This window comes from Ekhidna sp., assembly GCF_965247405.1.
Lineage (GTDB): Bacteria > Bacteroidota > Bacteroidia > Cytophagales > Cyclobacteriaceae > Ekhidna.
On sequence record NZ_OZ252014.1, the window covers coordinates 3051395 to 3073501 of the forward strand.

Genomic DNA, 22107 nt, shown 5'->3' on the forward strand with positions numbered 1-22107 from the left:
GTAATGGTATTGTTTGCTGTATCGCTATACATGTCTAACAATCGGAATACTAACTGGTTGGTTGGTAAATTTGCAGTATGTCGAGAATAATCCCTATCCTTTCGCTGGTAGTTGTATTGATTGTTAATTTTCTAGCCAACTTCCTTCCGATCGGGGGTAGAACAACAGGAGAGGTGTCTGAAGCCTACCCTACACTTTTCACTCCGGCAGGTTTTACTTTTTCAATCTGGGGAGTGATCTATGTTTTTCTGATAGCCTATGTGATTTATCAATATTTACCCAGAAACCGGGATAACAAGACGTTTGATCGCATCAACAGGCACTTTGTAGTAAACTGTGCAGCAAACACACTCTGGATCTTTGCATGGCACTACGAGCTTATCACTCTGGCACTTATTTTAATGGGTGTGATCCTGGGTTCACTCATTGGAATTTACCGGCATGTTTTACCTGGAAAAATTGCCGGTTTTTGGGACAAACTTTTTGTCAGGGTTCCTTTTAGCCTCTATTTCGGTTGGATTACAGTGGCGACATTAGCCAACATTAGTGTGGAGCAGTCTGTGATTGGAATGGACAATTGGATCATGACCAAAACAGTATGGGTGTTTGTGGAGCTGGCACTTGCTGGGGCCATTGCCACTGTAATGGTGATCAGGTATCGGGATCCAATCTTTGGCGGAGTAGTGGCATGGGCTGCTTATGGCATTACCGAAAGGCAAACCGGAACTCCTGAAGTGGCGGGAGCTGCAGCGGCAGTCATGATCCTCGTTTTGGTAATTCTGATCATTGAAGGGATCAGAAGTATGGTCTTTAGATAACTATTTTGTCCGCTCAATGGTGAACTGAACCAGATCTTCCAATGAATTGCGATAAGCCGATTCAGGGAGGGTTTGAAGGATGTCTTTGGCTTTTTGGTGAAAGCTTTCCATTACTGAAATTGCATATTCAATTCCACCGGAGGCTTTCACAAAATCAATGACGTCATGCACTAGTTTGGGCTTTTTCTCCGCCCTTTTTACCAGTTTTTTTATTCGTCTTTTCTCAAGTTTTGAAGCCTGGTTTAGGGCATAAATAAGCGGAAGCGTCATTTTCTTCTCCTTGATGTCGATTCCCCTGGGTTTACCAATTTCAAAGGTTCCGTAATCGAAAAGATCGTCTTTTATCTGAAATGCCATTCCTACTGCCAGGCCAAATTCACCCATTTTTTCAATCGTCTCTTTATCTGCACCTGCAGAAGCCGCGCCAACCTTACAGCAAGAAGTAATCAAACTGGCTGTTTTTTGTCGGATCACTTCATAGTATATTTCTTCATTAATATTCAGCTTACGAGCTTTCTCCATCTGCAATAACTCACCCTCACTCATTTCCTTTACAGCCTCTGTTGTGATTCGGAGTAAATCATGATCTCCATTTTCCATGGACAGGATGAGCCCTCTGGACAAAAGAAAATCACCTACCAAAACCGCAATTTTGTTTTTCCAAAGCGCATTAATAGAGAAAAACCCACGTCTTTTGTTGGCGTCATCCACCACATCATCATGTACTAGTGTAGCCGTGTGCAGCAATTCGATGAGGGCAGCTCCTCTGTATGTAGATTCTGAGATCTGACCGGTGGCGCCTGCACTCAGGAAAACAAAGAGTGGCCGCATTTGCTTACCCTTTCTCCTCACAATGTACCCGGTTATCTTATCCAGAAGCATGACTTTACTTTTCATGGACTGGCGGAATTTCTTTTCAAATTCTGCCATTTCATTATTCACTGGCGCTTGGATGTCAGATAGCTTTAAGGACATATCAGTTTTTGATGAACCTTGTGGTGATGGTTTTGGAAGAGGTATGAACCTTTATCAAATACATCCCCTTGTTCAATGATTCAATATTTACAATTGATTGATTGGTTTCTTTGGTTTGACGGAATACAAGTTTGGCGTGAATATCGTATATCTCGAAGCTAAATTGCTCAGAATTTGTGGATTGTATAAATAAAAGTTTGGTTGACGGGTTGGGATACGTGATGATTGTAGGATTTTCCGACTTAATATCATTCGTTCCATTGAAAAACTCCATAGCAAAAGCAACACTCTGTTCACCTATGATGTTTCCAATCTTCCTGCCTGGAATATCATCAGCCGGAGGATGTATTCCACCCCATATCCTGGACAGACTGCACTGATCTGCAGCATCACGATAAGTAGCCCATTGCAAGACAATATCTACACTCGGACCTTCTTCAAATACCAGGAATTCATTTTTTGGAGCGTGGAATTCACCCATTCCACCTGGAAAATATGCACTACCCGTTAACTCCTCCAATACGATTGATGCGGCTCTGCTGAAAGTTGAATGCCCTGAAACGTATCCAGCAAATGGAGGAGTAACAAACGAAGGACGCTGATAGGGCCACCAATTCTCCGCAAGGATCCAGTCAACACCCGCAGCATCGCTTTCTGGGTTGATAATAAATAGCGGACCCTTCCACGCTTTTATTTTGATTTTACCTACATCTTTTTCGTCCACGGCCAGGGGATCATCCGTGCTCGTGATTACATCAACAAATCCATCAATCAAGGGTAAACCTTCTTCGTGAAAACCCGGAAGGGAAGGGTCACTGGATTGACCTTTTGAAGCCATATATCGAATAGCTGATACGGGTCTAACATAATCATACCATCCTTTGATGCCCCAGACACTCACAGCGACATCATGCATCGCCCCTCCAAGTGTAAAATACGTCTTCACATCCCATTCCAGCGCATCCACTACGTCTCCGCTTCCACCGATCTTTTTCACAAGTTGTGGGTGGTCATTGACGTAGTTTAGAATTGTGAACCAATGACCGGGAGGGGTCTCAGAGTCCGGGCCATCAGCCCAAAATTCTGCCAGGACCCGGGTATAATCACCCCTGGGCACTAGCTGCTCTTCATATGGCGAACCGGTTATCGGATTCTCAGGCCACCCAATGCTAGCATCTCCACCTTGCTCCAGGTCATAAAAAGATCCGTAATCATCCATGGAATTCGGGTAAGACTGGATGTTTCCAATGCTTTTTGGTGAAATATCCCACATCACTTCATCTGAAGGGTCTAAGTGGCTGGACCAGGCATTAACCAGACAAAACCCCCATTTATATGCCTCGCTATCAATTGATGGCGGTGATCCCGGGTCATGATATACAATGTATTCATGCCCATCTCGTTGTTTGATTGTTGCGTCGGCTTCTTGAAGTGCAAAGGGTTTTACATTTGCCCACTCCGGGCTTAGGAAAGCAGGAGTAGTATTGTCAGAGGGATTCCCACTTTGATCAATAAAGAAATCAAGTGTTAGTGGCTGCCATCTATCAGGGTCTGAAATGGTAGGGTTTCCACTTTGATGGATAAACAATGGCTCGTTTACAGGCTCGTAATACTCGTTGGCGTAATCATTTTGCTCATTTGCTCCATCGTTGAGGCCATAGCTGATGATGCAAGAGGAAAGATAATTTCCTAATGCGGCAGGTGAACCATTCCAATAGGCTTCAGATGAATAATCAATGTCATAACCCAATTCTTCCATTAGGTCATGTGCCAGCAGCAACGTATGCTGGCTTCCGGGTGAATTTTTAAAACGATGGTTGATAAGCCTAAAAACGGCATAACTCAACGTTTCTTCCACAGCCTCCGTCTTGTTTGGGGGAGCAGTTATTTCAAAAACAGCACAGTGATTACCTAAAAAATAAGGGGAGGCTTTTTCGTCATAGATGGCCCATGCATCATACATAGCAGCTGATAGGTGAAATAAATTTCTGGCATGTACTGTGGGTCTGGCCAGATCATTTCTTATTCCCTCTAAAATCACTTCATTCCATTGCCTGGCTACACTGTATTGGCCCATCGAGCTATACACTGTGCAAAGTGAGAAGAGAATTAGAATGAGGCGGGTCATCATCTTCAATTTCGAATCCCAAACTTATTAAATCCAATTATCTTTCCGCCAATTTCTAATTGAGGTTAATGGGTAGAAAGAAAGTTAGGCATTCAGAAATTGTCCCAAATAAAAATGAATGGCCAATTGTAAAATTGTCCAGGGATCGAAAAGAGTTCATCGATGAGGTGACGGCTGAAACATACAATCACCTGATTGAGGGGAAAGGTGGATCGCTGAGAGAAGAGATAGAAATGACAATTCATCGTGAGAAGCTTCGGATGAAAGCCAACCCGTGGCGTGTAGACCCACCCGATGAGCGTGTTTATTGGAAAAACATGCAAGCGCGTTTGCTGGATATCAACCCGGATGAAAAAGAAAAGGCTATTGCACTCGAAAAAGAACTTTTGAGTGAAATTATCAACAGATATACGCAGGAAATTGCCGGAAGCTTTAAGCGATCAGCCTACCAGTTTGCTCAAAAGTTTATTACGTTCGGTTTTGCTCGTTTGCTTAATGCAGCACGAGTTAAAGGGTTGCTGTCATTGTTCAGTCGGCAGCTGGATTTGGATGATAAAATCCATGTAATAGGAGAAACTGAACACATTAGATCATTAGCCAAAAAAGGCACTGTAGTAATGGTTCCCACGCATTTCAGTAACCTTGACTCAATCCTGATCGGATGGGCTATTCAGTACCTTGGGCTTCCTCCATTTATATATGGCGCAGGACTTAACCTATTTAATATCAAGATTTTAGCCTATTTCATGAATAGTCTGGGAGCTTATAAGGTCGATAGACGGAAGAAGAATCCCATCTATCTGGAGACTTTGAAAACGTATTCCAGGAATGCCATTAAAAAAGGATGTCACTCATTGTTTTTTCCTGGAGGCACACGATCCCGTTCAGGCGAGATTGAAACGAATTTACGAACGGGATTACTTGGAACAGCGATCGAGGCTCAACGAGAGCTTTATCTAAATGCAGGAGAAAATGAGGATGTAAGAAAGGTTTTTATTGTGCCCGTAGTTATCAACTATCACTTCACTCTGGAGGCACCATCTCTGATCCGAGACTACCTGAAAAGGACAGGCAGAGAACGCTATTACGTGGAGGCTGATGAGTTTTCTACTTCTTACAAACTTGGTACATTCATGTTCAAATTTTTCACAAAGGGATCTGATATCTCAGTGAATATTGGGCGAGGGATGGATATTCTGGGCAACTATGTAGACGATGCTGGCAAGAGTTTTGATAAAAATGGTAATGCGATCAATGTAAAAGATTATTTCCTCAGAGATAAGAAAATCACCTTCGATGCGCAGCGTGAGAAGGAATACGTGCGCGTATTGTCAAAACGGATCGTGGAAGAGTACCATAAATATAATCGGGTATTTGCCAGTCACCTGGTTGCCTACACGGCTTTCAAAATGCTGGAACGAAAGAACCCTAAACTGGACCTTTACAGTGTCTTAAGGTTGCCAGATGAAGATTTGGTTCTGGACTATGGGGAGTTTAAGGATAACTTTAAAAAGCTTAGGACCAAGCTGGAGAAAATCCATAAGAAAGGACAAGTGGATATGGCTGATCATATGAAGGAAAAAGCAACAGATGCGATTGAGCATGGTTTGCAAAATGTAGGTCTTTATCATGATCAGCGTCCACTAATAAGAAAAGGTGATAAAATCATCGTGCAGGATACAAATACATTGTACTATTATCACAACCGAATGAATGGCTATGGGCTCGAAAAATTTATCTAAAGAGACTGTAGGGGTTATTGGAGCCGGAAGCTTCGGCACGGCTGTAGCCAATATTCTGGCAGAAAATGAGGCCAGCGTGATTTTGTATGTTCGTGATCCTGAAAAAACTAAGAAAATTGCCAAAGAGCGGGTGAGCTCTGGTCAAAAGTTGCATGAAAATATTGAGGTGACGAATAACCTGGAAGAAGTTCCTCAGCGGTGTGAAGTAATATTCCCGATGGTTCCTTCTGCCAACTTTAGGGATATGATCATAAAGTTGGCTGCCCACCTTCGACCTTATCATGTCCTTATTCATGGAACTAAGGGTTTCGATCTGTTCGTCCCTAAAAATCAAAAAATAAATGCAAACAATCCGCTCACACGTGAGCACGTAAAAACCATTTCTGAAGTCATCAAAGAAGAGACGTCCGTGCTGCGGGTAGGATGCCTGGCAGGCCCCAACCTGGCCAGGGAGTTGGATCAGCGCAAGCCTGCGGCCACAGTGGTGGCTTCTCACTTTGATGAGGTGGTAAAGATTGGTCAGCGTTTGTTGAAAAATGATCGTTTCATGATTTATGGTAGCCGTGATCTGATTGGGATTGAACTCTGCGGGATCCTGAAAAATATCATAGCAGTGGGAGCAGGTACCATCGCTGGAATGGATTTGGGTGAAAATGCTAAGTCGCTTTTTATCAGTAGGGGGCTTGTGGAGATGGTTTACATCGGGCAGGCACTCGGTGGTAACGCGCAGGCCTTTCTTGGTTTGGCTGGGGTGGGCGATTTGATCGCTACCTGCACATCAAACCTGAGTAGAAACTTCACTGTCGGATACCGCTTGGCGAAAGGAGAAGGACTTGATGAAATCATCGAATCCATGGAGGAGGTGGCCGAGGGAATTAAAACCATCAATATTGTGAATCAGCTGGCTGAATCCTACAAAGTAAGATGTCCAATCACGGAAACCCTTTACAAGATCATCCATGATCAGATGACCATACAGGAGGCTCACACGTACCTGATGAGTTTTCCTTTTAGGGCAGAGATTGATTTTTTAGGTGGTAACTAAGCTTCTAATGCTTTCACTCGCTCCTTTAAAGGAGGGTGAGAATAATGCACAAAAACATAGGCCGGATGTGGAGTCAGGTTTGACAAATGATCTGCACTCATTTTTTTCAAACCGGTGACTAATGGTGCACTATCAAACGTCTCTTTCGCATAGGCGTCTGCTTCATATTCATTTTTACGGGAGATCACATTCCCAATGATTCCCAGGATAGTAGAAATCGGTGAGTACAGTATTCCAAATGCTAGCAGGTTTAAATGCAGAGCAGAAGTCTGGCCACCCATCGCCCAGCTCACTTCAGCACTGTATGCCATGCGCGAGAAAAGGAACAGCATAAATCCCATTAAGGCAATGCTGAAGATGGTGGTAAAGAGGATGTGCTTTTTCTTATAGTGACCGACTTCATGGGCGAAGACAGCCGTTAGTTCTTCAATGGAATGCTTCTCCACCAACGTATCAAAAAGTACGACTTTCTTTTTCTTACCAAGCCCACTGAAAAATGCATTGCCTTTGCTGGATCGCTTAGAGCCGTCCATGATGAAAATGTTCTTCAAAGGAAAACTCACCTTTTCACAATAGGATTGAATGGATGATTTCAATTCACCATCCTCCATGGGTGTCAGTTTATTGAAAAGCGGAAGGATGAGTGAAGTGTAGAAAAAATTGGCAAAAAGGACGAATGTCGTCATTACTGCCCAGAAATAGTACCAGAAATCACTCCCGATGGCATTGACAAAATAGATCAGTACGCCTAGCAAAAGTCCACCAATAATGATGGTGAGGATGTAGCCCTTGATCTTGTCGAGAATGAAGGTTTTAGCAGTCATCTTATTAAATCCATACTTCTCTTCGATGACAAAATTCCGATAGATCGAAAATGGTGTATTGATGAGGTCGGAAGCAATGAATAGTATTCCAAAGAATACCAATGGGGAAACAAGACTTAATGGGGAGAAGGTACGAATCCACTGATCCAGCATCCCAAACCATCCATTGTAGATTGCCAGGATTAAAATCACAAAACTAAACGCAGCGGAGAAGGTGCCAAATCTCGATATTTCCGCTTGATAAGCTTGAGATTTGGCATAACGTTCTTCATCATAAATACCATCCAATTCCTTTGGAATTGGCTTTTTAGCACTTTGTCTGTTTAAATAATTCAGTATTCGCTCCAGCGTAAAATCAAAGGTGATAATCACCAACAGGATTGTGAAGATCGTTTGTTCGGTCATTCCACAAATTAAGGGACAATGTTGTTAAAAAATAAACGGAATTGGACACTTCAGTCTTCGAACATCTGCAGCAGGCTTTAATGGATCGCCCAGGCTGAATGAATAGGCAATACTTATTTCATGGGCTCCTCCGGTACCAATGCCAAGATCGGAGAGCGTATAATCGAAACTGTAGCCAAAAGTGGTTCGGTTAGTCTGCATCCCGATCATGAATATGAGTGATTCATTATTCACCACCCCATCGGTATTTTTGATCGGCAACCCTCTATACCAAAGTCCTACCAATATCGGATTGATCGTGAAGTATGCACCCACATCCAACTGATCAAAATCCCCTTGCGTTCGGTAGTTAAAGCTTGGAGTGATGCTTCGCTCACCAATTCCTGTTTTTGTCGTACCAGGATTTAACGGAATACGGTAACCTCCGTGGATGGAGAATTTCCTTGGGAGTGGCGCATCACCACCCGCTATGCTTTGGTTAGGCTCCAACACATGATGCATGGATGCCCCAATCCATAAAGCAGGATTATATAGCACTCCTCCGAAAGCAAGATCAAAGAATCGTGCATTTAGACCCGTGTTAAAAGTTTCCCCGGTCGTTGGCCGAACCTGGCCGGTATTATCAAACTGGTCACCAAAGGTCAGCTTGTCAAAATTTAAGTCCCTGAAATAATAGGATGCCTGCACACCCGGGCGAAAAGTCCATTCGTAGTTAAGCTGTACCTGATACGCATAAAGTAGCCCAATAGAGGTGGAGCTTAGTCCTGCAATCCCTTCACGATCTCGAGTGAATATCACCCCAGCGCTGCTGTAGTAATCCTCAAAATGATAATCGAAATAGGCTGAAAAAGTCTCAAAATTAGCATCCAGATTTGGCCACTGCGTTCGGTAGTTTATTCCCATTCTCCCTTTCTGATTGATTCCTACCAGTCCTGGGTTGAGATAAAGCGGTGCTGCATAATACTGGGAAAACTGAGGGTCTTGCGCCTGCAAAGTGTTTTCCTGACAGTACGTACCGAAGATTACAAGAATGATAAATACCTTTCGGATCATGCAAAATGTATGATTAAAATCGTTGAGCAAATTATAACAATTAAAGCAATTCGATCCATCCTGACAATACTTTTCACTGTTTTGAAATAATTGGTCTGGTTTAATATTTGCTGACTTATTTAGGTAATGTAACGCTGATCAGTACGTTGAAATTTTAAATAAAAACATTCGACTATTGGAATATGACACATCATCGTTCAAAGTTGCTTACATTATTCAGTATTAAGCCTCGAAATATTCGGGTTAAAAGTATTTTTACGAAGTGTTGTGTATGAATAAGGACTTTTTCATGATTCATCCCCCCTATAACTCTGTAATGAGCAGGGTGCTTATTCCTGTCCTGTTATTTTTCTTTTCGACTACCCTACTTGCTCAGGATGTTACAGAGACCAGGTGGTATTTTGGTAATTCAGCGGAAAACCTGGTGTTTGACAGAAACGGGAGAGATGTTTACTTACAGACCGATCAAGCGACTCCTTTTGGCAATGCAGGTGCAGTAACGATTACGGATCAGTTTACAGGAAACCTGCTTTTTTATTCGGATGGTGTGGATGTATATGATATTTCACATACCATTCTTCCCGGAGGGGCGGGACTGTCAGGAAATTCATCCATCAATGTTCCGGTTGTCACTTGTCCTGTTACTGATAATCCTGGGCAGTATTATTTGTTCACTAATTCAGGAGCGGCAGCACCAAACGAAATTCAATACACCATCGTGGATGCAACCATATCTGGAAATGGAACCGCACAATTCCCATATGGTGATGTAACGTCAACAAATACACCAACAGGGTTGGTTGATCCAGCAGAAGGAATGCTGATGATACCATCAGGTGATGGAGCCCTTTTCTGGCTGATATCTCAAAACAGAACCACATTTGAAATCGAGGTAACACGAATCGATGGAGGAGGAATTGGAGCAACAACAAATTATGATTTTACTGACGGCTCCACACCGGGTTTTGAAGCGGCACATTTTGCTTTTAATGCGGATTCATCTCAATTAGTGATGGCCCCTCGGCGTACCAATAGAAACTTGTGGTTGATGGATTTTGATCCTGCCACTGGTATTCCAACTTTTGATCGGACACTGACGGGAACAGGCTTTAATGACGATGCTGGAGAATCTATTTATGATGTAGAATGGTCGTCTGATGGCTCCAAACTTTATATTTCAAGATTTGGAAGCAGTGGTACCACCGGTCAGCTCTACCAGCTGGATTTCAATGACACTACTGAAACTGTCAATCCAATTCTTCCTGCTTCAATTTTCAGAAGCTATGGTTTGAAAAGAGCACCGGATAATCGCATTTACCATTTGTATCAATCTACCAACGGAGCTTCTTTTAATCTGGGTCGCATCAATCAACCAGACAGTATCATTGACTCTGTTCAATACCAAACGATTGTTTTTCCTGATGATTTCAATTCAAGGCAGTTTCCGGAGTTTACCCCCGGGTACAACTTTACGTTTGATACGCTTAATTTTTACTGGATCGACAGTTGTGAGACCAATATCACAAAATTCTTTCCGGTAGTGGAGCCGGTTCCAAATAACCTTATTTGGGACTTTGGAGATGGAGGTGGAAGCAATGGGTGGATACCAAATTATCAGTACCAGGCTGCCGGCGGATACATGGTAAGCTTAACAGCCGAAGTGAACGGCATTACACAAACGATCACTCAGCCTGTGGAAATTCTCACAAACAGCCTAATGGTTGATCTCGGCAATGATACCACCATTTGTGTGGATGAAATTTTGACATTAGATGCCGGTACAGGTCAATCATTTGTCTGGAGCACAGGAGCGATCACTCAAACCATAGATGTGGATACAACAGGCACGTATTGGGTGGAAGTGACAGATGCTACGGGCTGTACAGGTTTTGATGATATCGAAGTATTAGAATATGGGGTTTCTAATCAAACTTCAAATCAGTGGTATTTTGGAGAGCAGGCAGGTATCGAATTTACCAATGGCCCAATCGCTATTCTTGACGCCAACCAACAGGATGCACTAGAGGGATGTGCGACCATTTCTGATGTGAATGGAGATCTGCTTTTCTACACAAATGGGTATACCGTTTGGAACAAAGAACATGATGTGATGGTAAACGGAGATACAATAGGTGGGGACGAACGATCGGCACAAAACTCATTGATCATGCCCTTTGCCGACGATCAGACCATGTTTTACATCTTGACCACCGAACAGGTTTATGGTGATGATGAGTATGCACTTAGATATTCCATTGTAGACATGAAGGAAGATGCTGCCAGAGGTGCGGTAATTGTAAAAAATGTTAAGCTCATGGAGAATAGTACCGAGCGGATAACTGGCTCGGGTTTTACAGGAAATGACCTCATTGTGGCGCATGAGTTTGGAAATAATACGTTCCGGGCCTATCAAACAGGTCCAGGAGGTTTGAGTGGTGCAATTTTTTCTCCATCAGGAGAAGTGCATGATTTTATGCAAGAATTGAGTGCTACCGGATACATGAAGATTTCACCAACGCTGAATCAGATTGCTGTGAATATTCCGGGGACGAATCAGGTGGAGATTTTGGATATCAACCAGGGTGAAGTTTCAAATCCACGTTTGATTGATACCGGGGAAAGTGACCTCTACGGAATGGAGTTTTCACCGGGTGGTTTAAGGCTCTACTTAACTACTTCTTCGGGTGCTTCCAAACTCATTCAATACGATCTCGATAGCCTAAATTCTGCAGATCCTGTAGGAGATATCGAAGCAACGAAATTTGATGGTTACCCGCAAGGCGCAGACTATGGAGCATTGCAGCTAGGTCCGGATGGTACTATTTATATGGCAGTAGACAATTCTGGTACATTGGGAACGATCAATTCACCAGATGGTGACGATGCAGGAGCTAGCTTCAATGCAACGGGTTTCGATCTTTCCGGTAGGATCAGTCGCCTTGGCTTACCAAACTTCGCACAGAATCAATCTCCCCCTCAGCAGGTACCCAGTATGATTGTGACTGCAGGCTGTGCTGGACAGGAGTCTACCTTTTCAGCAGTGGGCAGGGATCCAAACAACTCGATAGAAAATTACCTTTGGATTTTTGGGGATGGAACCTCTGCCGCGGTGCAGGATACCACACACACGTATGATAGCCCGGGGACGTATAACGTGCAGTTGGTCTTGAGTAATCGATGCGATACGGATACTACACTTACTCAAACGATCACTATCAATAATATTCCTGAAAACCCGACAGTACCTACCGATACGGCGCTTTGTGATCAGCCGATTGTCTTAACAGCCTGGCCAACAGACAATTCTGATTTCAATTATTACTGGAGTACAGGGCAGACCACACGTGAGATCACAGTTTCCGAACCAGCCATCATTGATGTGGCGATTATCAATACAGTTACGGGCTGTACCTCAGATACGCTTCAGGTATTTTTGGCTGATGCAAGGCCTGCGATTGACTTGGGTGGAGATCGAACACTTTGTCAGAATGATCCAACCCAGACACTTGATGCACAGGTTGCAAGGGCTACATACTCCTGGGCCATAGATGGGGTCGTATTAGGAACGAATCGAACGTTTGATATTGATACAACCACTGCTGGTGTATTTGAATACACGGTGGAGGTGACAAATTCCTTCGGTTGTATCGGCAGGGACACAATTCAGGTCACGATTTTGGAAGAGCCGGATGTCACCGTAACAGTAAATCCAACAACAGGATGTGGAAACGATGACGGCACAATAGATATCAATTTTAATGCAGCTGGAAGCTATTCCTACCAACTGGCTGGACCTACTGCATTTGGACCTGCGAATTTTGATGGTCCGGGAGCAGCTCCTACAATTACTGGGTTGTCTCCTGGTAATTATAATCTAACTGTGACCAATCTAGTCACAGGCTGTACATATAGAGAAGTCGTGCAGATTGAGGATCCGGGAACCTTTGGATTAACTGTTTCAAGCACTGGTAATTGTGATGGTAATGTCGAGTTGACAATATCAGGGACGACACCAACTTTACCGGCTAGCTACGATTATGAAATTCAGAATCAGAATGGAGTGGTTGTTGCCAGTGGAACTGATACGGTTGATCCATTAGTTATAGCAGGCTTAAATACCGGAACCTTCTTTGTTCAGGTCACGGATAATAACCCACCGAACTGTGTAGAGACTGAGCAGATTACAATTAATCCTGACCCTGAGCCGGCCTTCACCTTTGATGCAATCCAGGAAATATGTGGGGCTTCAGGACAAGTAGTAATCACCGATGGTGGTACTCCTGGTGTTAGTTATGCATGGTCTACCTTGGATGGGAATTTTGTCTCACCTCCAGCTATTGGTACCTCTGTTGAAGTTGATCAACCCGGAACTTATAGAGTGACTGCTTCAGCTGCTGGCTTTTGTGATCGAATAGAAGACATAGTGGTAAATTTCAATGGAGACCCTGTGGTGGATGTGGTAGTCAATGGCGATCCATGTGAAGGAATGGTCACACTGGTGGCAAACGTAACTAACGGAAGTGGAAGCTATATATACAACTGGAACGATGGGGGCCAGGCCATGCAGCGGACAGTAACAACCTCTGGAACTTACAGTGTCACAGTAACGGATCAATTTACCGGATGTGAGGTCACCTCAGGAGATACCAACGTAGAGATTCAACCGGAGTTTGAAGTTACACTTGCATTGGAGCCCGATTGTGACAACAATGGAAATGTCTTTTTAATCGCTACCACCAACTATTTCAATCCATCGGTGACTTATGAGTGGCAGGATGCCACTGGGACGGTTTTATCGGATTCTGATTCGCTTTTAACAGTCACACAATCAGGCAGATACACGGTCACTGCTACCAATGAATCCGGGACATGTACAGCTACCGATGCACTGGATGTAGCAGTGGTTCCAATTAACCCGGAAGACTTGCTTCTTCCAGAGAGAGCCACTTATTGCACGGCTGATGCCACTGATCCTACCGTGGATCTTGATCCGGGTATTTTCAATACTTACGAGTGGAGATTGCTCCCGGATAATACGGTCATATCTACCAGTCAGGTGCTGAATGTATCTACAGCGGGAACTTATGAGGTAACCCTATACAATGGATTTACCTGTGTTACTGATAGGGTAGAGGTTGTTGAGGATTGTCGTCCGGTCATTTTTGCTCCCAATGCGTTCTCACCCAATGCAAATGGTGTAAACGATGAATTCTTTGTTTTTCCGAATGACTATGTAGATACGTTTGAGATACTGATATACACCCGATGGGGGGAACTGGTGTTCACTTCAAATAATCAGGATTTCAGATGGAATGGCATCTACAAAGGCAAATTGCTTCCTCCGGGGACATACGCGTATATCATGAAATTTTCGAGTTCACTGGCTCCTGATTTAGGAACCATCGAACAATATGGCTCTGTTACACTTATTAGATAGATGAGTTATTTTGATTACATATATAATCGACTGTTTGGGAAATCAGAGAAGACACCCACGAAGATTTTTGTCAATGAGATCATAAAAAGGAGTCAATCATTCCTGGATCGATTCCATGCATGGAAGACATCAGATACGTGTATGGAGTTTATCAATGATCTGTGGGAATCTTATGCGTGGAGCAAGCAGGGATTGGACAAGGATCCTCAAATTCTGCTACTCGAATCCACTTACAGCAATGGTTTTGCTATCAGCTATGAGGCCAAATATGGAAAAAGCAGTTACCGGTTTTTGTTTGACTATCTGGCTGATCAGGTCAAAAAGCTTGATTACAGATTAGTGCTTAGCCGACACACGCTGCAGGAAAAAGGTGGGGTGGTAGAGTCAAAAGAGATGCATTATCTGAAACCCAAACGAGGATTTGTGGAACCAATCGATCAGAAGTTCGGTAATGTGCAGATAGAATACATTGAAGAAAATGATGAGCCAACACGCATCAAACTTATCGCAAATTCGTATCCTGATCGAAAGTATAAAGAGGCTCAGAATTTTGAGGATTTAGCCCAACATATTTTTTCACTAAAGAACTAGAAATTACAATTATGAGAGTACTTACATTAATTGCTGTAATACTGCTGGGATCATCAGCATTCAATAAATCAGAGGCTCAATTGCTCCCAACCAAACTGCGAGTGACGGTCATAGATAGACTTGGAAACTTCGTCGAAGGGGCTACTGTCTCAATTTACGAAACGGAAAAAGACTATTTGGCAAGTGAAAATGCAATAGCCACATTAAAGACCGATAAGAAAGGACGTGTGACCTTCAAAGAAGTTAAACCAATGGCCTACTTTGTGGAGGCTAAATTCGAAGACATGAATAACAATGGAGAGGGCGTGAAGACTGGAGAACTTTCAGAAGGAAGAATTAACAAAGTCAATACGGTAATCGAATAGGTTGAAAAAACATCTAGCTGCTCTTCTTTTCGTTCTCCTCGTTGGAGATTCAGTATCTGTCTTTGCTCCGCAATACACTTTTGAAGTCAAGGACGATCTTTCAGAAATAGTTGGTAGAGAAGATTTAATGGGTCGGTTGGAATACCAGCAGATGCTAACAGCTGATCCATCCACAGGAGAAATTCCCTTTAATATCCGAAAAGCGGAACTTCAGTTTGACCAATTCCTCACTCGACAGACGGCAGGCTTACGAACGCAACAGCTAACCTTTGAGTCAGAGGGTCCGGATAATGTTGGAGGTAGGACCCGTGCGGTAGCTTTCGACATAAGGGACGAAAACATGATCATTGCCGGCGGTGTATCTGGAGGAATCTGGAAAAGTACTGATGGAGGGATTACCTGGGTCAGAAAATCCAATCCCGAGAATCGAAATAGTGTGACCTGTATCGTGCAGGATACTCGTCCGGGAAGGGAGGATACCTGGTATCATGGTACAGGTGAAATCGTTGGAAATTCAGCTCGTGGAGGTGGTGCGCCCTTTCGTGGAGATGGTATTTACAAATCAACGGACAATGGAGAAACATGGAATCTCATTCCTTCCACTCAGGATTCAGATCCCAACGTATTCAATAGTCAATTCCAATACATCTGGGATATTGAAATAAATCCAGACAACCTGGCAGAAGATGAAGTGCTTGTAGCTGCCTTTGGAGGAATCCTTCGCTCGGTGGATGGAGGGAATACCTGGGAAGTCGAAATAGGACAAGAGCTTTTCGGACTGGATGAGTCTATAGACCTCAATGAAGTGAGTGCTTCTTTTTATACATCCCTTGAGCGATCAAATAATAATGTTTTTTATGCCGGTCTTTCTACCGAATCACCCACTGACGATGTTTCACCTGACGCGGGATTGTATTATTCCCTTGATGGCCAAAACTGGGATAATATCACTCCCTTAACAAATGAGTCACAATATCGACGTGTGGTGATTGGCACCAGTCCTTCCAACCCAGATATTGCCTATTTTATGTTGGATTCTAATCCAATATTTATTCTTGAGCACAGATTGTCATTGATCAATAGTCCGGGACGAATCAATGGATTTGATCCGGAACCGCGAGAAATTCCTGATTTCGAAGCAACGTTGGGAGACATTGATACCCAGGGATCTTACAATATGATGATTCGTGTGCACCCACAAGATGCAGACCTGGTTTTTATAGGAGCCACAAACCTCTACCGTTCTACCGATGGCTTCCGAACACAGGGAAATATCAAGTGGATTGGGGGGTATGATCCCGGAGGGAAAACCAAACCGTATGAGAACCATCATCCGGATCAGCACGAATTACTCTTTTTACCAAGCAACCCCGATGTTGCATTGTCTGCCAGCGACGGGGGATTAATTCGGACAGAAGACATTGACGCAGATTCGGTAGTGTGGCAAAGTAGAAATGATGGATTTGTAACCTCGCAGTTTTTTACGATAGCCCAGTCGAAAGTCCCCGGTGATCAAACGCTCATCGGAGGCATGCAGGATAATGGAACCGATCTCGCTCCGAATGGCACCCTGTCCTGGAGCGCTGTAATTGGTGGAGATGGTGGGTATGCAGCCACCACTCAAAACAATGCGCTTTGGTTTGCCTCTTTTCAGAGAGGTCAGACATTAAGACTTACCTTAAATGAAGATTTTGAGCTCACTTCATTTGGACGTGTGGATCCCGGTGGTCTGGTAGAGGAGGCTGGCTCATTATACTTATTTGTAAATCCATTCACACTAGATCCAACCAATGAAAACAGAATGTTTTGTGCGGGTGGAAACCACTTATATTTTCATCCGAATGTGAGTCAAATACCAGGAGGATCACAGACGCCAACCAGCCTTGGTTGGGAGAGGGTTACAGATGAACCCGTTGGGGATGGATTAATCAGTGCTGTCGAAATTTCAAAAGATGGGGAAAAGGTTTACTTCGGAACGGCATCAGGAGAATTGTTCAGATTGAACAATGCAGGTGAGTCATTCAACTTTGAGGTTGTAAAGCTAGACTCGTTAACCAATGGATACGTTTCAAGTATTTCAGTTAATCCGGAAAATCAAGACCATGTGATCGTCGTTTTTTCTAGCTACAATGTTCCGTCGATTTTTGAAAGTATAGATGGAGGAGAGACGTTTGTGGATGTGAGCGGAAATCTGGAGGAAAACCCAGATGGATCAGGTAATGGACCCAGTATTCGCTGGGCAGAGATTGTTCCAACCAATTCCGGGTATCAGGTTTTTGTAGGCACCAGTGTCGGTCTTTATTCAGCCAATAACCTTTCCACTACAACCACCTGGATTAAGGAATCATCCGGCCTAATTGGTAGCTCCATTGTTACCATGATGGATTATAGAGCCAGTGATGGAAGGCTGGTTATCGCAACTCATGGAAACGGCGTTTACTCCTCACAAGTCAGTGATTTCAAACCAATTGAAACAGAGCCAGATCAGGGGAATAGCTTTCAGCTTCTTGCTGCTTATCCTAATCCATTTCAGGAGAGCACCACTATTCAATACTCCATCCCTGAAGATGGAGATGTCCGAATTGATATTCTGACTGCCAGTGGAGCCCTGGTGAACACCATTTTATGGGGGCCACAATACACAGGGCCAAACACGGTGGCATGGGATGGAACTACTCCTTCTGGTTTCCCCTTAGCAAATGGGATATACCACTATCGGGTTAGATACAGAGGTGAATCTAAAACAGGAAGATTAATACTCCGTCGCTAGCGCAGGCTCAATACCAACAGAAAGTAGGCAATTACCATCACCCAAAAGTGATAATTGATGATGTTTGGTATCACCCCCAAATCCATAAGTATGATCAATATTGCCAGGATAAATGATGCTATTCTTAATGTGTTTCTTGTGCTTTTTGTCATGGTATAGGTTTTAGACTAAAATAAGTATTTCAATGCCACATGACAAATTCAAATCGTTCATTCATCTTTGCGTTTTTAGATTTTTAAGATCGTGGCTGAAATTGGCAAAGACATATCAAAGGCAAAACAATTGCTGGAAAATGGTGAGGTAGTAGGCATGCCGACGGAGACTGTCTATGGTCTGGCAGGCAATGCATTGAATGAGGATGCCATTCTCAAAATTTATTCGGTGAAGAATCGCCCGAAGTTTGATCCTTTGATCGCTCATACGAATTCACTGAATAAAATTGAAGGTCTGGTTTTGCAAATACCATCCAAGGCCTATGAACTGGCTAATGCCTTTTGGCCTGGCCCGTTGACGATTCTACTGAATAAAAAAGCATCGGTTCCAGATTTACTTACCTCAGGCCTTGATCGGGTAGCAGTGCGAATCCCTGATCATCCGTTGACTTTAGAACTTTTATCAGTATTGGCGTTTCCACTTGCTGCTCCAAGCGCCAATCCCTTTGGGTATGTTTCTCCTACCTCAGCACAACACGTTGAAGACCAACTTGGTGATAAGATTCCATATATTTTAGATGGTGGTCCATGTCATATTGGATTAGAGTCCACCATTGTGGGATTTGATGGAGGCGATGTGGTTGTTTACCGACTTGGTGGGACAAAGGTGGAGGCGATAGAGGAGATTGTCGGAAAAGTTAAAATTCAGGTTAACGAGAGCTCTAATCCCGCTGCACCGGGTATGTTGAAGTCCCACTACTCTCCGGGAAGGAAAATGATCATTGGAGACATATCGGAAAACCTAAAAGAGCGAAATCCAGAAACAACTGGAGTGTTATCTTTTATGGAGACATATGATGTTCCAGAGAAGAATCAGGTGGTACTGTCTCCCTCTGGTGATCTGGATGAGGCGGCTCGAAATATTTTTTCAGCTCTCCGAAAAATGGATCAATCACATATCAAAGTTATTCTCTCGGAATTTCTCCCTATGGAAGGGCTTGGAAAAGCTATTAATGATCGCCTGAGAAGAGCGGCTGTTTAAATCATTCACCATATTCCCTTTTGTACACTTTTTCAAAAGGGGTGATTTCACCATTACTATTGATGAAAAGTGTATAATCAAAGTCCTTGGATGAACGTAATGCAGCATCATCTTCTGAGTGGCGAATGAGTGTAGCACTGTTTTTTCTCAATTGATTCGGATAATTGAAATTGAGGCGCTTCAGGTCGCTGGAAATGATCATTTTATTAAAAAGCGCTGAGATCTTGATGATTGATACTTTGCCATAGAGCGGAGAAAAAGAAAGTTTATCCAGTTTATAAATTGATGATCCTTTGGTAGCGTGGCGCATACCAATTACGCATAAGGTCCCTGTTTCAGGATAGTCTTCGATAAGCGATTCAAACTTTCTGTAAATCAACCGATCTCGAAATTTGTAATTATTGTTCGGGTTGGTATAATCAAAGGTGAGACCATCATCCATCTCAAGGATCATGGTTGCAAACCGAACAAAATCTTCTCCGAAGAAGCTGGTATATTCATCACTTTTTCGCTCCATTTCTTCAATCGTCATCAGCACCAGGCTTTCTACCACATCACGATCGTAATAGTACATCACAGAAAGACCCTGGTATTTTTCACGATGTTCCCTTGTATTTTCAAATATCTGTTTGAAAGCACCAACGGTTGATTCCAGGCTTTTAGGAATTTCTTTATCTCCGATCAGTTGATTGATGACGAAAATGGCTGATTCCATTTTGTATTCAATGTCAATGCTTTCAACAAAAACACGATCATCTTCGGTTAGCGCTTGATTGAATGCATAGAGGTCCTCGAAAAACTGCCAGTTCTCTTTTCCCCAAAACATGGTATTTCGGGCTATTTGCCGAAGTTTAGTAGTATCCCCTGATTTCAGATAGTCATTGATCATATACGCTACGCTTGCACCTTGTTCGATCGCTAAAATCCGAACATTGGCATTTTGGTGTAGGTATCTGAGCACCTTCATGGTCGCCCTAGGCACACTTTGGATATTGTGCCAATGCTCTGCAAGCACGAACAACTGATTGCTATCCGGTTCTATTAGTTCGAAACCATCGAAGTTATTATCCGCCTCAACACTGATCGAACGAATATGAGTGGAGGGTTGGCCGATGATGAACCCCCCAACGGATAGAAAAAATATTGAAAGGATTAAATTGATTCTCATTCAATTTCAGCAACGTGTCAGTATGTGAAAAAATTGCTTTAGTACTTTGCCGACTTATTTCCTGGCAGACTTTTTTGTATGAATTCTCTGAGATGATCATTACTGCTGATCAGATCCTCATTTCGAAGGTACATCATATGTCCACTTCGATATCCCCGAAAGGAAAGTCGATCTTTCAGTTTTCCACTTGGATCAATTTGCCACATGGTGTATTTCGCATCAAAGTATTTGGTGGCACCATCATAATACCCACTTTGGATCATCGCGTGTAGGTAAGGATTTTGAGCCATGGCCTGTCGAAGATTCTCTCCCGTATTGTTGCCATCCCTATTCCATGGATGCACTGGGCCAAACATGTTGTATTTGACATCTGTCTGATAGTCTAGCACATTCTTGTAATAGTAATTGATTGCAGGGGTGAAGGCATGCAACCAGCTGGTTAATTCAGAGTTGAAATCAGGTCGATCGCCACCATCCGTACGGTCTATTCCTTTGTAACGTGAATCTAATCGTCCAATAGTATAACCTTCTTCTCTCAGAAGTTCCTTCCAGAAGAAAGAGGTAGGCACATCCAAATTGTATTGTAGAATTACTCTTTCAGAAATACCGGAATATCGGGCAATCATTTTAGCGGCTTGTTCTTTTTCTTCTTTCGTGACAAAGCCTCCTTTCACCAGCGTTGGCATTAAATCCTGAACAGCATACGTTTCAGCCTCATTCAAAACCTCAAGCAAGTCCTTGCTTTGCAAGTCCTGAGGAAGCTTTTCATGGTACCAGGCTGCCGCTGTGAAGTAGGGCACTCTTAATGAAGCGCCCAATGGACCATCTCTTCGTCCTTGCCCGCTATGAATGCCGAGCTCAGTTGGAGAGACCAGGATCACTCCATTGAGGTACATCCATTGACGATTTTGCAACTCCAGAGCAAGACCGGAAACACGGGTGGTTCCATAGCTTTCACCGATTAGATATTTTGGTGATTCCCATCGATTCATGCGAGTTACAAATGTGTTGATCCAGTCTGCGAGGTACGAGATATCTTCATTTACTCCAAAGAAGAATTCACGGTCCGTATTCTCGGTATCTAAGATTCTGGAGTATCCGGTATTCACCGGGTTTACGAACACAATATCCGCCATATCTAAAATGGAATTGGGATTGTCTTTCACTCCGTATGGCTGGATCGGAAAACCCTCTTCATCCACTTTTAGGATCTTTGGTCCGGTGTAGGCGAGGTGCATCCAGACAGACGCAGAGCCAGGTCCACCATTAAAGGAGATAAGGAGAGGACGGGTGTTTTTGCTTCTAATATCGGAACGCTCGTAGTAGGTAAAGTGGACCGCAGCAATGGCTTCACCTTTCTCATTCCAAACAGGTTGTGTCCCCGTAGTTGCTTTATATGGAACGGACTTGCCCTTTATTGTCACCTGATGAGTAGTGGTGATTGTTTCATCAGCAGGAATGGACCGATCCTGCGCGAAAAGGGAGGAAATTATTAAGAAAGAGAAAATGGTGAGTATGCTCTTCATGATAGATTGAATTTTGATTTTGTAGTGAATCTACCAAAGTTTTCAGGGCTTGAAAACAAAAAAGAC

Annotated in this window: 15 protein-coding genes; 8 read left to right on the top strand and 7 right to left on the bottom strand. The window is 43.3% G+C overall.

Translation table 11 applies throughout. The features are described from left to right. The first annotated feature begins 77 nt into the window (after nucleotides 1–77). Nucleotides 78–818 (top strand): tryptophan-rich sensory protein, encoded by a 741-nt coding sequence (locus tag ACP14Y_RS14120; protein WP_424963581.1) that lies wholly within the window; start codon nucleotides 78–80, stop codon nucleotides 816–818. Here the strand turns inward: ACP14Y_RS14120 and ACP14Y_RS14125 are convergent, their stop codons facing one another. After that, nucleotides 819–1793 carry a polyprenyl synthetase family protein gene (locus tag ACP14Y_RS14125; RefSeq protein ID WP_424963582.1) on the bottom strand — a complete coding sequence of 325 codons (975 nt, stop codon included), beginning with the start codon at nucleotides 1791–1793 and terminating at the stop codon, nucleotides 819–821. A gap of 1 nt (nucleotide 1794) precedes the next feature. Beyond that, nucleotides 1795–3924: a T9SS type A sorting domain-containing protein gene (locus ACP14Y_RS14130; protein WP_424963583.1), complete on the bottom strand. Its 2130-nt coding sequence runs from the start codon at nucleotides 3922–3924 to the stop codon at nucleotides 1795–1797. A gap of 65 nt (nucleotides 3925–3989) precedes the next feature. Here ACP14Y_RS14130 and ACP14Y_RS14135 point away from each other — a divergent pair, with 65 nt between their 5' ends. Next, complete coding sequence (locus ACP14Y_RS14135; protein WP_424963584.1) at nucleotides 3990–5663, top strand: 1-acyl-sn-glycerol-3-phosphate acyltransferase; 1674 nt, start codon at nucleotides 3990–3992, stop codon at nucleotides 5661–5663. Continuing rightward, nucleotides 5641–6708 (top strand): NAD(P)H-dependent glycerol-3-phosphate dehydrogenase, encoded by a 1068-nt coding sequence (locus ACP14Y_RS14140; RefSeq protein ID WP_424963585.1) that lies wholly within the window; start codon nucleotides 5641–5643, stop codon nucleotides 6706–6708. The genes ACP14Y_RS14135 and ACP14Y_RS14140 overlap by 23 nt, the downstream gene beginning before the upstream one ends. On the opposite strand, the gene ACP14Y_RS14145 is transcribed toward ACP14Y_RS14140, so the two are convergent. Next, nucleotides 6705–7937, bottom strand: a complete 1233-nt coding sequence (locus tag ACP14Y_RS14145) for a M48 family metallopeptidase (RefSeq protein ID WP_424963586.1) — start codon at nucleotides 7935–7937, stop codon at nucleotides 6705–6707. The genes ACP14Y_RS14140 and ACP14Y_RS14145 overlap by 4 nt on opposite strands. Nucleotides 7938–7961: 24 nt before the next feature. Continuing rightward, nucleotides 7962–8990 (bottom strand): PorP/SprF family type IX secretion system membrane protein, encoded by a 1029-nt coding sequence (locus ACP14Y_RS14150; RefSeq protein ID WP_424963587.1) that lies wholly within the window; start codon nucleotides 8988–8990, stop codon nucleotides 7962–7964. Between the two features lie 271 nt (nucleotides 8991–9261). On the opposite strand from ACP14Y_RS14150, the gene ACP14Y_RS14155 reads away from it, so the two are divergent. The 4 genes from ACP14Y_RS14155 to ACP14Y_RS14170 are packed head-to-tail and all read left to right on the top strand — an operon-like array spanning nucleotide 9262 to nucleotide 18153. Then, nucleotides 9262–14427 (top strand): PKD domain-containing protein, encoded by a 5166-nt coding sequence (locus ACP14Y_RS14155; RefSeq protein ID WP_424963588.1) that lies wholly within the window; start codon nucleotides 9262–9264, stop codon nucleotides 14425–14427. Continuing rightward, nucleotides 14428–15018 carry a hypothetical protein gene (locus tag ACP14Y_RS14160; protein ID WP_424963589.1) on the top strand — a complete coding sequence of 197 codons (591 nt, stop codon included), beginning with the start codon at nucleotides 14428–14430 and terminating at the stop codon, nucleotides 15016–15018. It begins immediately after the preceding gene. Between the two features lie 11 nt (nucleotides 15019–15029). After that, entirely contained in the window at nucleotides 15030–15383 is a 354-nt protein-coding gene (locus ACP14Y_RS14165; protein WP_424963590.1) for a carboxypeptidase regulatory-like domain-containing protein, read from the top strand. 1 nt (nucleotide 15384) lies between these two features. Beyond that, the gene (locus ACP14Y_RS14170) at nucleotides 15385–18153 is read left to right on the top strand and encodes a FlgD immunoglobulin-like domain containing protein (protein WP_424963591.1); all 2769 of its coding nucleotides are present in this window, start codon (nucleotides 15385–15387) and stop codon (nucleotides 18151–18153) included. Here the strand turns inward: ACP14Y_RS14170 and ACP14Y_RS14175 are convergent. Further along, on the bottom strand, nucleotides 18150–18305 hold the full coding sequence (locus ACP14Y_RS14175; RefSeq protein WP_349564294.1) for a hypothetical protein: 156 nt from the start codon (nucleotides 18303–18305) through the stop codon (nucleotides 18150–18152). The genes ACP14Y_RS14170 and ACP14Y_RS14175 overlap by 4 nt on opposite strands. Nucleotides 18306–18396: 91 nt before the next feature. Here ACP14Y_RS14175 and ACP14Y_RS14180 point away from each other — a divergent pair, with 91 nt between their 5' ends. Further along, nucleotides 18397–19347, top strand: a complete 951-nt coding sequence (locus ACP14Y_RS14180) for an L-threonylcarbamoyladenylate synthase (RefSeq protein WP_424963592.1) — start codon at nucleotides 18397–18399, stop codon at nucleotides 19345–19347. Between the two features lies 1 nt (nucleotide 19348). Here the strand turns inward: ACP14Y_RS14180 and ACP14Y_RS14185 are convergent, their stop codons facing one another. Further along, nucleotides 19349–20515, bottom strand: coding sequence for a hypothetical protein (locus ACP14Y_RS14185; RefSeq protein WP_424963593.1), 1167 nt, complete (start codon nucleotides 20513–20515; stop codon nucleotides 19349–19351). A 38-nt stretch (nucleotides 20516–20553) separates the two neighbouring features. Beyond that, on the bottom strand, nucleotides 20554–22041 hold the full coding sequence (locus ACP14Y_RS14190; protein WP_424963594.1) for a S10 family peptidase: 1488 nt from the start codon (nucleotides 22039–22041) through the stop codon (nucleotides 20554–20556). Nucleotides 22042–22107 lie beyond the last annotated feature (66 nt).

Bases quoted from the DNA above. Each gene is read 5' to 3' on its own strand.
- ACP14Y_RS14150 (WP_424963587.1), bottom strand. From the start codon at position 8,990: ATGATCCGAAAGGTATTTATCATTCTTGTAATCTTCGGTACGTACTGT.
- ACP14Y_RS14130 (WP_424963583.1), bottom strand. From the start codon at position 3,924: ATGATGACCCGCCTCATTCTAATTCTCTTCTCACTTTGCACAGTGTAT.
- ACP14Y_RS14145 (WP_424963586.1), bottom strand. From the start codon at position 7,937: ATGACCGAACAAACGATCTTCACAATCCTGTTGGTGATTATCACCTTT.
- ACP14Y_RS14155 (WP_424963588.1), top strand. From the start codon at position 9,262: ATGAATAAGGACTTTTTCATGATTCATCCCCCCTATAACTCTGTAATG.
- ACP14Y_RS14165 (WP_424963590.1), top strand. From the start codon at position 15,030: ATGAGAGTACTTACATTAATTGCTGTAATACTGCTGGGATCATCAGCA.
- ACP14Y_RS14120 (WP_424963581.1), top strand. From the start codon at position 78: ATGTCGAGAATAATCCCTATCCTTTCGCTGGTAGTTGTATTGATTGTT.
- ACP14Y_RS14160 (WP_424963589.1), top strand. From the start codon at position 14,428: ATGAGTTATTTTGATTACATATATAATCGACTGTTTGGGAAATCAGAG.
- ACP14Y_RS14190 (WP_424963594.1), bottom strand. From the start codon at position 22,041: ATGAAGAGCATACTCACCATTTTCTCTTTCTTAATAATTTCCTCCCTT.
- ACP14Y_RS14175 (WP_349564294.1), bottom strand. From the start codon at position 18,305: ATGACAAAAAGCACAAGAAACACATTAAGAATAGCATCATTTATCCTG.
- ACP14Y_RS14125 (WP_424963582.1), bottom strand. From the start codon at position 1,793: ATGTCCTTAAAGCTATCTGACATCCAAGCGCCAGTGAATAATGAAATG.
- ACP14Y_RS14185 (WP_424963593.1), bottom strand. From the start codon at position 20,515: ATGAGAATCAATTTAATCCTTTCAATATTTTTTCTATCCGTTGGGGGG.
- ACP14Y_RS14135 (WP_424963584.1), top strand. From the start codon at position 3,990: ATGGGTAGAAAGAAAGTTAGGCATTCAGAAATTGTCCCAAATAAAAAT.
- ACP14Y_RS14140 (WP_424963585.1), top strand. From the start codon at position 5,641: ATGGGCTCGAAAAATTTATCTAAAGAGACTGTAGGGGTTATTGGAGCC.